The following is an 11,965-nucleotide window of genomic DNA, read 5'->3' on the forward strand; positions in this document are numbered from 1 at the left end:
TCTGATACCATTCTAAGTCATTTTCTGATCTGTTTATTTTCCAGATTGGTATGACAGTAAGTAAGCCGGGTCAGCTGGTCCGGTCTGACTATCAATATTATAGATAAAACCAAACAGATTTCCTCCGAGCTTCACAGTAATTTAGTCATCATTCAATAATGAGATTCAGAGGATTTTTTATGCGGCAAATATCGATAACCAACCTGGTCAGGCTGAATATGCTGATTGTTATTCTTGCGATTGCAGGTCTGAGTGTTTATCTCATTGCTTCGCTGAATCATGTCCAGCTTCAGTTTGGTAAGGTGGTTGACCGGAATGTAAATTTGCTGACAACCATTTCGGATATGCGTTATTACACGGTCACTTATCGCCGGTTTGCGCTGGACTACGGACTGACGACCAGCACCAGTGAACATCATGAGATCATCAAAACGATTGAGTTTAACGATCAGGCCGTTGCTGTGGCTTTGCAACGGATGAAACAACTGGCCGATACGGGTGAAATTCAGCAAAATGTGGCCTCATTCGAGCGTCATATCCAACAATACAGGGCCATGCAGCAAGACTATATCCGTCTGATTGATTCAGGAAGAATCGAGGATGCCCGGAGAAAAATGCTTGGTCCGATGCTGGCACCTTTCAATACCATTGTGGAAAATCTGACAGACTTTCAGTCAAGACTCCGGCAACAGGCGATTGATATCCGCGATGAAAAACGCCGGGAAATTTCGACGGTTATTCTCCGCTCGGTTTCAGCCGCAGCTGTGGCTATTATTGTTTTGCTGATTTCAAATTACATTATTGCCCATCGCCGGGTGATTGTGCCGCTCAATACACTGAAAACCCATATGTCAGTGCTTGGACAGGGGGATTTACACACCGCATTTCCACTGTCTGAATTTAATGAAGATGAGCTGGGTCAGGCTGCACAGGCTTTTCAGGAGATGAAACAAAATCTGACGCAATTAATCGTTGCTGTGAAAAGCAGTGTTGATAATCTGGAGCAAACTTCCGGGATGCTGGAAGAGAAAGTGAATTTTACGCATCAAAGCGTTGAAGTCCAGCAAGCTGAAATCAGCCAGATTGTTTCTGACGCGCAAAATCTGTCACTCAACACCCAAATGATTAATGAAGTCAGCGAACAAGCGCTGCAAAACAGTGAATTAACGAAAGAACAGGCTCAGCAGGGTGAAAAAAGTATTCTGGCTTCGGTTTCTGCGACCGATGAGATGTCACAACTGATTACGCAAACCAGCGCAGTGATTCACACTTTGTATAACCACAGCTCAGATATCGGCGTTATTTCTGATGTGATCAGTGATGTGACAAGGCAGACAAACCTGCTGGCGCTCAACGCTGCGATCGAAGCGGCCAGGGCCGGAGAAGCGGGGCGTGGTTTTGCTGTTGTTGCAGAGCAGGTTCGGGAACTTGCTCAGAAAACCCAGAGTTCAATTGAAGAAATTGGTGAGATTATTGATGGGTTACAATCGCAGGTGGCGGATGCCCAGACAATGATGTCTGACTGTCAAAATCACATTGAGACCAATCTGGTGCAGGTGACAAAAGCCGGGGAATCTTATCATCATATTGTCGATGCCTCAGAGTCTGTTGCTGAAATGGACGGAAAGATTGCAGCGCTGGTTCATGAACAAAACGGTTTATCGGTGCATGTGTCACAAAGTACCGCACGTATTTCTTCATCCTCAGTTCAGATTGAGCAGATTGCCGGTGAAACGGCACAGGCTTACCAGTCTTTGCGGGCTCAGACTGATGTGCTGAAAGACTATATCAATACATTTCATATTGCGCCTACAGCCTGACAGAAAACCGACCGGATTTGATGACCGGTAAACAGGATGAGTACCTCCCGTTCGCCGGGAGGTTTTTTTCGTCTGGCCAGCGGTGAATTCTGTATGATTGGCTATCATTATAAAATAAATGATAATTATGTTATTTTCTGCGGCGCAGCACCGACCACAAACATATAGCGAATCCGAATGTCTCGAAAGTTGACTCTTCCTGTTGCCATTGGATGGCTTTTAGCCAGTCGTATGGTTGTAGCCAGCAGCGAAACTATACCCAATCAGCGGGCTGCAACCGGACAGGCTGAAGCTCCGAAACCGTTTGTCATGGCAGCAACCCAGCCAGATCATACCCGGCAGGGGAAACTGATGAGCCTGATTTATCATGACCTGTTTCACCGGATAGGGGTTCCGCTCCGGCTGGTTCATTTACCACTGAAAAGGGCTTCACAAGAGGCAAATCAGGGTAAAATTGACGGTGAAGTTGGCCGGATTTATGAGTACAGCCAGATATACACGAATATGAGGCGGGTTGAATTTCCTGTCGTGCAGGTCTCTGCGGGGGCCTTTGCCCGGCGGATGGATAAAATCAAGCTCAATGATGGATGGGACAGCTTATATGGTACACCCTACAGTATTGGCTATCAGCGGGGCATTGTGTCCAGTGAAGTGAATCTGAAGAAGCGGGTTCCACCGGGGCGGTTAAGCCCGGCAACCAGTGTTCAGCAGGGGATTTTAAAACTGAAATACGGACGAACGGACCTGTTTGTTCACTCGCATGGCATTGTCGCCGATAACTATCTGACTCAGGAGGAGTTTAAAGATATTGAAGTGATTGCGATTATGCAGGTGGTTCCGATATACCCTTATGTCTATAAGAAACATCAGGCAATGGCTGCGGTGATGGCTGATACGCTGCAACAGATGAAACGTGAGGGGGTTTTATATCAGTTTTGTATGCAGGCATACGCTGAGTTGGCGGCCAATCATTGTTATCAGGAAGGCGGAAAATATTCTCAGCTCCAGTGGTGATCTGTTTTGTGATCCCTTTGGGTGTCAGCCGGAGAGCACTGCCTTCAGACTTAATCACTGAAATAGTCCGGATATTTTTGTGAAAACAATCAATTTTTTGCATGTGATATTGGTGTTGTATGTAAACCTGAAGTAACTTTATTGATATTAAGGTTAATTTTTTGTTGAGCAGAAAACAGTTCAGGTCGAGGGTGCGTATGGATATAAGCAGTATAGAACAACTGATTGGAAGACAGCCTTCGGATATAAAACCTCAGACAGCAGGACAAAGCAGCCGGATTTCTCCGGAGCGTGCGACCCCCCGTTCAGACTCCCGTAAGGAAGCACCGGCGGAATTACAGCCAGAGACGCATCCATCATTTCTGACGGAATGGGACCCGGCTGATCCCTCCGTACAAAAATCGACCCTGGAGATTGTCGATTCATTACTCAAATATCACAATATTGGTTTGCAGGCATCCCTGCACCACCGGGGACAGGAAGCTTATATCGCCCTGCATGATACGGAGAGCGGTCTTGAAATTAAGCGGATGAAAATTGAGGAAGTCCTGCGGGTCCTGGCCCGGACAAATCATCATATAGTGGATGATTCTGTATGATTTACAGCCGGAAATACCATGATTGAAATTCTCCCGAACTGGCATCCGATGCTGATACATTTTGCAATTTCGCTACTGTTTTTTACCGGTGCGGCACAGATTTTTATATGTATCCGTTCCCCCGGAGAACAACATCCGATCCATTTTGTGATGAAATGGCTTGTGGTGGGAGGTGCCATTTCAGTAATTGCAGCTGTGGGTTCCGGATTTCATGCCTATGAGAGCCTGTCGCTCGATGGGCCGGCACAGGCAGAAATGATGATGCACCGGAATTATGCACTCGGTACGACATGTGTTTTTCTGGCAGGTGCCATCATCTATCTGTTTTTCTCCTCATCTTTACGTTCTCTGGCCTGTCTTTGTTTTATTCTGGCATTGCTGCTGGTCACGATTACAGGGTTTCATGGCGGGGAACTGGTCTTCCGTCATGGTTTAGGCGTGATGCCACAAACAGACCTTTTACCGGAAAGTGATGCCGTAAAGTGGTGAGACATCAGCGCGTGTTTATCTTTCACCGCAAAGGTTATCTGTTTGATTATACCTGACAGTTTTCATTCAGACGCCTGAGCAATTTGGCTGGTGTTCCGCCATATAAACAATCGGGTGGCACATCATCATTGACCACGGAGCCGGCGGCAATCACGGATCGGGCGCCAATGGTCACCCCCTGATTGATCACTACATTGCCGCCAATCCAGACATCATCTTCGACCACGATCGGTTTACAAAGCGTTTCCCAGCCCCGGCGCTGACGATAATCCAGCGAGTGTCCGGCAGTATAAAACTGTGCACTGGGCCCAATCAGGACATCATTGCCAATGGTAATCGGTGCGCCATCCAGCATGACGGCATTGATGTTGATGAAACTATGGCTGCCAAGGGAAATAGTTTGGCCAAATTCACAGAAGAAAGGAGAGCGAATCATACTGTCCTGGCCTATCTCTTTGAGTAAATCCCTGAGAATGGTGATGCGTGTCGGGTCATCTGTTGTCTGATTCAGCTGGCCTAATACGGCAGTCACGCCGCTGCGGAGTTGTCTGAGATGAATGTCGTTGCCATCGAATCTCTGGCCAGACATCATTTTTTCAATTTCTGTCATCATATTTTCCTCAAAATCACGGTTTACATTGATCTGAAAAAGGGATATTTGTACCAAAGCATACCTTGCTGCCCAACCTGAAATAATGAGATCTATCGCATATTTTATTCGTGTTGTCTGCAACAGGTTAATCACGACAGCAATATACAGGAGCTGAACAATGATCTTCAGAGAAATGGTGATTGCGGATTACCCGCAGGTGATGACGTTATGGTCAGCCACCGAGTCGATGTCACTGCGTGATGCCGATTCCAGAGAAAATATCGGTGCTTATTTATCCCGTAATCCGGGGCTGAGTTTTGTTGCCTGCCAGGGCTCTAAAATTGTCGGTGCAGTCCTGACCGGAACAGATGGTCGCCGGGGGTATCTGCAGCATCTGGCTGTTGATCAAACGCTGCGTGGCCAGGGTGTCGGTAAACAGCTGGTGAGATGCTGCGTTTCTGCGCTTGAACAGCAGGGGATTGCAAAAACACATTTGTTTGTTGCAAATGAAAATCTTTGTGCGCAGACGTTTTATGAACGATTGGGCTGGTACCCGCGGGATGAGGTCCGGATGTATTCGTTTAATGCATCGGAGCATCAGAATGTTTAACCGCATCACAAGCATACTCAGTGGCAAAGATAACGTGCTATACTCCGCTGCTGTTATCCCCGGCGCCTTCAGGTGATTTGGGGATAAATTATTTATCGTCAGTTTGATTGATATTGAGCTTTTCACTCACTAACCGGGGCCAACATGCCATTTTCCAGACTCGGGCTTTGCCAGCCAATTGTTCAGGCATTATCTGCATTGAATTACACCAAACCAACCACGATTCAGAGTAAAGCGATTCCAGTCATTCTGGAAGGGCGGGATTTAATTGCAGCGGCACAGACCGGCACCGGTAAAACAGCTGGGTTTATGCTGCCAATACTGGAGAAGCTTCGTCATGCTCAGGCACAGAAGAAAAAGCGGGTACGGGCTTTGGTATTGGTGCCTACCCGTGAGCTGGCGATTCAGGTTGCGGAAAATACGGCTGCATTTGCAAAAAATCTGCCACTCACTTGCCTTGCCATGTATGGCGGTGTTGATGAGCAAACCCAGAAAAACGCGTTGATTGAAGGTGTCGATATTTTGATTGCGACGCCGGGGCGTTTGCTGGATATGTACCGCCAGCGCGCTGTTTACTTCGAAGAGATTGAAGTTCTGGTCCTGGATGAAGCGGACCGGATGCTGGACATGGGATTCATTGACGACATTAATCAGGTATTTGACCGGTTGCCCGGAGACATCCAGCATGTATTATTTTCTGCAACCTTATCTCACCGGGTCCGTGATTTGGCAAAAACCGTGATTCAGGATCCGGATGAAATCAGTATTGCAGCCAGACAAGCTTCCAAGAAAAATATCGAACAGTGGCTGATCACTGTCGACAAAGATAAAAAATCAGCCTTACTCAGTCATCTGATTCTGGAAAATCACTGGGATCAGACACTGATTTTTATTGAGACTAAACATGGTGCGGCCAAACTGGTCTCTCAGCTGGAAAAAAGAGGCATTGCCGCCGAAGCATTTCATAGTGGCCGAAGTCAGGCCGTGCGGGCCAAACTGTTAGCAGATTTCAAATCAGGGGCTGTGAAATATCTCGTTTCGACCGGTGTTGCTGCCCGCGGGATTGACATTGAAGCGCTGCCAAGAGTGGTGAATTATGATTTGCCATTCCCGGCCGATGAATATGTTCACCGGATTGGCCGGACCGGGCGGGCAGGGGTTGCCGGAGAAGCGATTTCTCTGGTTTCAAAAGACAACTTTAAAAACCTTTGTATGATCGAAAGTCGTTTGGGACATTTGATTGAGCGGCGGGTGATTGAAGGCTTTGAACCGAAAAAGCCGGTGCCCCTGAATAAAAGACTGAATCCGTCCTCCTGAGCCTTTTTGGGCGGGTCACAGGGGACCGTTGAGACTCAGCGGTCCCGCATGCCGATGGTTCAATACCGGATAATCTGAACAAAAGCGAAATATTCGTTTCATTTACTCTTGATTATCCTTGTTTTGTGCCCGGCTCAGACCCCATTATAACATTCCCCGTTTTTTACTTTTTTCCTCAGATGATACCTGAATGATGCGCTCTTCCTTCCTTTCAAAGCAAGGGATAGCTCTGTTTTTACGCTTTGAATGCTGTGTATATCCGGATATTCAGAAAAGTGTGATGCGTCACAAAATAAACTCAATAATTCGTTTTAAATTGATTATGAAATATTTATTTCGTATAAAGAGTTTATCCGTTTCAGCATAATAACCGGAGTGTTAAGCAGGTGTGCTGCCGGGCGGCTCTTGTAAGACTGACGGTGAAACATTTACCGTCTCAGTTAAAGAGAGAATGATCACAACCTGATCCGCGGGTGTTGCTGCTACCCCGGGAATTGGTTTGATTCACACAATATAACAAATAAGGATGAGAGAAATGAAAGTGCTTCAGAATTTTATCAATGGTCAGATTTCTGAGAGCCAGAGTCATCGCTTTGGTGCCATTTATAATCCGGCTAATGGTGAGCAGATTCGTCAGGTTGTGTTGAGCTCTGCCAAAGAAACAGAAGCTGCAGTGGCAGCGGCTGAGCAGGCTTTTCCTGCCTGGTCCAAAACATCGCCGCTGAAACGGGCGCGTGTCATGTTTCGTTTTAAAGCATTGCTGGAACAGAATATGGATCGTCTGGCAAAAACTATCTCTGAAGAACACGGCAAGGTGTATTCAGATGCTGTGGGAGAAATTACCCGTGGCCTGGAAGTGGTTGAATTTGCCTGTGGTATTCCACACCTGCAGAAGGGAGAGCATTCTGCGAATGTCGGGACGGGTGTTGACAGCCATTCTCTGATGCAGCCTTTGGGCGTTTGTGCCGGAATTACGCCATTTAATTTCCCGGCAATGGTGCCGATGTGGATGTTCCCGATCTCGCTTGCAACAGGCAATACTTTTGTTTTGAAACCTTCCGAAAAAGATCCCAGCCTTGGATTAATTATGGCTGAGCTGTTGAAAGAAGCTGGTTTGCCTGACGGCGTTTTTAACGTGGTAAACGGTGATAAAGAAGCGGTCGATGTGTTATTAACTGATCCGCGGGTCCAGGCTGTGAGCTTTGTTGGCTCGACACCCATCGCCGAATATATTTACAGTACAGCTTCAGCCCATGGCAAGCGTTGTCAGGCACTTGGCGGCGCTAAAAATCATTGTATCCTGATGCCGGATGCTGACATGGATATGGCTGCAAATGCGATTATGGGGGCAGGTTTTGGTGCGGCCGGTGAGCGTTGTATGGCATTGTCTGTGGTGGTTGCTGTCGGTGATGATACGGCGGATACCCTGATTGCCAAACTGGAAGAGAAAATTGCGCAGATGCGGGTTGGACCCGGTTTAACCGACGGACCAGAAAACGACATGGGCCCGGTGATTTCAGCTCAGCATCAGGAAAAAATTTGCGGATATATCGATTCCGGTGAAGCGCAGGGTGCGAAAATTGTTGTGGATGGACGTGGTTATCAGGTGCCGGGACATGAAGCCGGTTATTTTGTCGGGCCGACTCTGATTGATCAGGTATCGCCTGAGATGACTATCTATAAAGAAGAAATCTTTGGCCCGGTACTTTCAGTGGTCCGGGTGAGCGATTATGAGACTGGATTAGCCTTGGTCAATCACCATGAATACGGTAACGGTACGGCTATTTTTACCCGTGATGGCGAAACGGCGCGCCAGTTTAGTGAAGATGTGATTGCAGGAATGGTTGGCGTGAATGTGCCGATTCCTGTCCCTATGGCATTTCATAGCTTTGGCGGATGGAAACGTTCCATTTTCGGGCCACTGAATGTACACGGTAATGATGGTGTTCGTTTTTATACCCGTATGAAGACCGTCACCAGTCGCTGGCCGGCCAGTGTGCGTCTGGAAAAACACACCAGCGCATTTGTGATGCCGACCATGGATTAAGAGCGTGGAATAAACGCTTTACTGATTTCCAGAGATCAATTTTTCAGACGTCAATGCCCGGATAAGCTCCGGGCATTGTTTCAAATCATTATTTCAGCTAAGCGCTTATTGTAGCTGGCTGAGCCATTGATTGGACTTAAACCACTTGTTGTAAATACGATCATAAGTCCCGTCACCTTTGATCTGTTTCAGGTAGTTATTCAGCAGGTTGACAAAATCACTGTCTCCCTGACGCACAGCCCATCCCAGAGGTTCAAATGTGAAAGGCTGGTCCAGATGAATCACTTTACCCGGATTTCTGGCAGAGTAGACGGCGTTATAAGAACCATCGTAGACAAAAGCATCGGCTTTATTATTTGCAACCTGAAGGGCAGCATCTGCGGAGGTTTCGAAGAGATTCAGTTTCGCTTTGGACAGATATTTCTTTGCAGCTTCGGCGCCAGTCGTTCCCAGTTGAGCTGAAATTGTATATTCAGGGGCGTTTAAGTCACGGTAAGATTTGATTTTTCCTTTGAGAGACGGAGAAATCAGGACGGTCTGACCCGCCTGAAAGTAGGCGTCAGCAAACGCAACACTCATATTGCGTTTCGGTGTGATGGTCATCCCGCCAATAAAGTCACAGCGATTGGTTTGCAGTGCCGGAATAATGCCGTCCCACCCGGTGTTCACCGGGACAAATTTGACACCCATTGAGCGTGCCATGTGTTTTGCAATATCAATGTCGAAACCAATAAAACGACCGTTTTTACTGGTCATTTCAAACGGAAGGTAGCCAGCTTCAAAGCAAAACTTAAGTTCGCCGGATTTAAGAATGCCTGAAATCGTTGATTCACTGGCTGTGGCAGGTAAAGCTGATAATGTTGCACTACTGATAGCCAGCAGTACGAGAGAATGACGAATTCCTTTTTTTAATTGGTCGGATTTCATTGTTTTTATACTTCCATAGATATGCAGATAATGAGAAAACATGGCGTCACATCATCATCCCGTTGTGTTTACTGGTATCACAGATGATTCACGGACATCTGGTGATCATACCGGCAGTATGAGCCGGGTATGCATCATCGAAGAAAAAAGCCGAAAGTTCAATTCTTTATTTTTATATCTTATCTGTTTATTGACTGAACTATTGATTGAAATGTGTTTTGATAAGTTTACATATTTCGCACTTAATTAATTTTTAAATTAACAGTAATTCCTCTATACAAGCACTGCGATTGATGGCATAATTCGTCTCACAAAATGATTGAATATTCAATCTTCTGAAAATAAAAAAACATCAAAAAAATTATATACTAACAACGTCAGATTGGCTTACCCTCCGGGGTAAGCCTTTTCATTTTCCGGATACCGGCAGGTATAAAAAATGCCCTCTCAAGCCGGGCATTTCATCATCATTGTGTCAATGATTCAGTCTTCAAAATTATGCAGCAGTTTGTATTTTAATTGTTTCTTACCCGCTTCCAGCACTTGAATTTTAACACCTCTGAAGGTAATGATATCCGACTTGGCGAGATCAAAAGTAATGCTGTTTGCTGCGGTGGGTACGGCTGTGCTGTTGATATATTCGCGGTATCTGATGCTGATTTTTTTGCCGTCTTTATGCCCGTTATAGGTCAGGGTCCGGACAATATTTTCTCCGCGGTCTGAGCCCACATCTTTTTTGGTATAGTCACCCCGGGCGCAGCTTTTCTTCCCGTGTCTGGTGATGAGACAAATATCTGCCCCTGCTTTTTTCTCAACCGATATCGCTTCTACTTCATCTGCAGATTTGGCTTTAGTGATGCCATAAGGCAGGAAAAAGGTGTGTGCTTTATCGTAGCCCATTTGTTTATATGCTGTCGCAATGACTTTATAGTTTGAGATCTGAATATCTTTGTTGACGATCAGCATTTTTTCCATCGCAACTTTCCCTTTTTCGACCAGTGTCTGCCCCAGAGTCGCGGTACTGATAGTCCCGATAGCCGGTGACTCTGGATTTCTGATCAATAACTCGGGGCCATTATATGGCACGGATGCCCATGCAGCATTCCCGATAAGAAAGAAAATACAACCTGATAATGATAATACGAGATTCTTTTTCATATTTGTTCTGTTTTATTGTGGTTTGACGTTGTTGTTCAATTTTAAGCATATGCAGAAAAAATAACAGCTTCCGCTTTCGGTTAAGTGATATTGGTGGAATAGTTCGGCAAATATTGGGTGATTTGATTTATTGAGTCATTTGATAATTGCTGGTTTGTTGTCTATAAAAAAATGAGGCCCGAGACTATATTGGGCGGCGCTTCCAGCTCACATCCTTTGGAGTCACAGATGATATCACTGACGAAACGTTTGATTCATTTCTTCTTCATCCCTTTTTTACTTGTCATATTGATATCGACGGCTGCTTTTGCATCAACTTACCGGTTTGCCTTGTTCGCTCCGAGAAATGATCCTTTCTGGCTGGGAATGGAAGCGATGATGCAGGCTACCTGTGCGGATTTGAAAGTCGAGTGTGAAGTGTATTATTCCTATGATAATCAATATGAAATGCTGAGGCAGATGGAAAGAGCAATGACAGGTAAAAATAAAGTTGATGCGATTATATTCCAGAACTTTAAGTTGCTCGGCGCTCAGTTTATTAAGCTGGCAGAGAAACACAAGGTTGCTGCTTTTTTACTGAATGCCCCATTATCAGCAGCAGATTATCAGGTGATGGGCAAACCCAGAGAGAAATATAAATTCTGGTTGGGAGAAATGCTGCCGGATGATGAGTGGGCGGGAGAAGAAGTGGCCAATATTTTAATTGATGCTGCAATTCAAAAAGGAAAGCTGGAAAAAGAAGGGAAAATTGGTTTAATTGCGATTAATGGTATTACCTCAGACGGTGCGGCAATTGAGCGGATGAAAGGCCTGAATAATGCACTGCGTAAGCGCAATGATGTTATTTTGTATCAGGCGTTCAATGGGTACTGGGAGTCAGAGCAGGGCAGAAGTAAGTTTTTGCATGCTTATGGCCGTTATCCGCAGACCGATGTGGTGTGGGCAGCCAGTGACAATATTGCAATTGGGGTGGTGCAGGGAATTGAAGCGTTAGGCATGACGCCCGGTGTTGATGTGTTGACCGGAGGGATTAACTGGTCAGCTCAGGGAATTCAGGCGGTTGAAAGTGGTGTTTTTGAAATGAGTATCGGTGGTCACCTGATGGAAGCTTCCTGGAGTGTTATCATGCTATATGATTATTTTCAGGGGATTGATTTTAATTCTGAAGGTGTGAGCTTCAAATCGGGTATGTATGCAATACGTCACGATGAAGGACAAAATTTTCAGCAAATATTTTCGCGGAAAAACTGGGGTAAAATTGACTTCCAGCGCTTTTCGAAGCACTACAATCCGGAACTGAAAAAGTATCGGTTTGATGTGCAGAATGTGCTGGAACAACTGAAAGAATTGGCTCAGCCACAGGATCAGTAAGCAGATCCAAAGCGACAAAAT

Annotated in this window: 11 protein-coding genes; 8 read left to right on the forward strand and 3 right to left on the reverse strand. The window is 45.9% G+C overall.

The window, feature by feature from the left end:
- Positions 1 to 179: 179 nt before the first annotated feature.
- The 4 genes from OCV29_RS07710 to OCV29_RS07725 all read left to right on the forward strand — a co-directional run bounded on the left by OCV29_RS07710 (position 180) and on the right by OCV29_RS07725 (position 3,922).
- Positions 180 to 1,820, forward strand: coding sequence for a methyl-accepting chemotaxis protein (locus tag OCV29_RS07710; protein WP_073605841.1), 1,641 nt, complete (start codon positions 180 to 182; stop codon positions 1,818 to 1,820).
- Between the two features lie 177 nt (positions 1,821 to 1,997).
- Entirely contained in the window at positions 1,998 to 2,834 is an 837-nt protein-coding gene (locus tag OCV29_RS07715) for a substrate-binding periplasmic protein (RefSeq protein ID WP_073605842.1), read from the forward strand.
- A gap of 197 nt (positions 2,835 to 3,031) precedes the next feature.
- Positions 3,032 to 3,433 (forward strand): hypothetical protein, encoded by a 402-nt coding sequence (locus OCV29_RS07720; protein ID WP_073605843.1) that lies wholly within the window; start codon positions 3,032 to 3,034, stop codon positions 3,431 to 3,433.
- An 18-nt stretch (positions 3,434 to 3,451) separates the two neighbouring features.
- On the forward strand, positions 3,452 to 3,922 hold the full coding sequence (locus OCV29_RS07725) for a DUF2231 domain-containing protein (RefSeq protein ID WP_073605844.1): 471 nt from the start codon (positions 3,452 to 3,454) through the stop codon (positions 3,920 to 3,922).
- 46 nt (positions 3,923 to 3,968) lie between these two features.
- Here OCV29_RS07725 and OCV29_RS07730 read toward each other — a convergent pair whose 3' ends face one another.
- A complete protein-coding gene (locus tag OCV29_RS07730; RefSeq protein ID WP_073605845.1) occupies positions 3,969 to 4,532 on the reverse strand; it encodes a sugar O-acetyltransferase in 564 nt (187 codons plus the stop codon).
- Between the two features lie 160 nt (positions 4,533 to 4,692).
- Between OCV29_RS07730 and OCV29_RS07735 the strand changes: the two genes are divergently transcribed.
- From OCV29_RS07735 to OCV29_RS07745, 3 genes are all read left to right on the forward strand, one after another.
- Positions 4,693 to 5,124 (forward strand): GNAT family N-acetyltransferase, encoded by a 432-nt coding sequence (locus OCV29_RS07735; RefSeq protein WP_073605846.1) that lies wholly within the window; start codon positions 4,693 to 4,695, stop codon positions 5,122 to 5,124.
- 144 nt (positions 5,125 to 5,268) lie between these two features.
- Positions 5,269 to 6,441, forward strand: a complete 1,173-nt coding sequence (locus tag OCV29_RS07740; RefSeq protein ID WP_073605847.1) for a DEAD/DEAH box helicase — start codon at positions 5,269 to 5,271, stop codon at positions 6,439 to 6,441.
- A 535-nt stretch (positions 6,442 to 6,976) separates the two neighbouring features.
- Positions 6,977 to 8,488, forward strand: coding sequence for a CoA-acylating methylmalonate-semialdehyde dehydrogenase (locus tag OCV29_RS07745; protein WP_073605848.1), 1,512 nt, complete (start codon positions 6,977 to 6,979; stop codon positions 8,486 to 8,488).
- Positions 8,489 to 8,593: 105 nt separating this feature from the next.
- On the opposite strand, the gene OCV29_RS07750 is transcribed toward OCV29_RS07745, so the two are convergent.
- Positions 8,594 to 9,415, reverse strand: a complete 822-nt coding sequence (locus OCV29_RS07750) for a transporter substrate-binding domain-containing protein (RefSeq protein WP_073605982.1) — start codon at positions 9,413 to 9,415, stop codon at positions 8,594 to 8,596.
- Positions 9,416 to 9,898: 483 nt separating this feature from the next.
- Positions 9,899 to 10,573, reverse strand: a complete 675-nt coding sequence (locus tag OCV29_RS07755) for a hypothetical protein (RefSeq protein ID WP_073605850.1) — start codon at positions 10,571 to 10,573, stop codon at positions 9,899 to 9,901.
- A gap of 228 nt (positions 10,574 to 10,801) precedes the next feature.
- On the opposite strand from OCV29_RS07755, the gene OCV29_RS07760 reads away from it, so the two are divergent.
- On the forward strand, positions 10,802 to 11,944 hold the full coding sequence (locus OCV29_RS07760) for an ABC transporter substrate-binding protein (RefSeq protein WP_175561606.1): 1,143 nt from the start codon (positions 10,802 to 10,804) through the stop codon (positions 11,942 to 11,944).
- The last annotated feature ends 21 nt before the right edge of the window (positions 11,945 to 11,965 follow it).

Origin of the sequence: Vibrio aerogenes (assembly GCF_024346755.1) — a bacterium.
Taxonomy (GTDB): Bacteria; Pseudomonadota; Gammaproteobacteria; order Enterobacterales; family Vibrionaceae; genus Vibrio; species Vibrio aerogenes.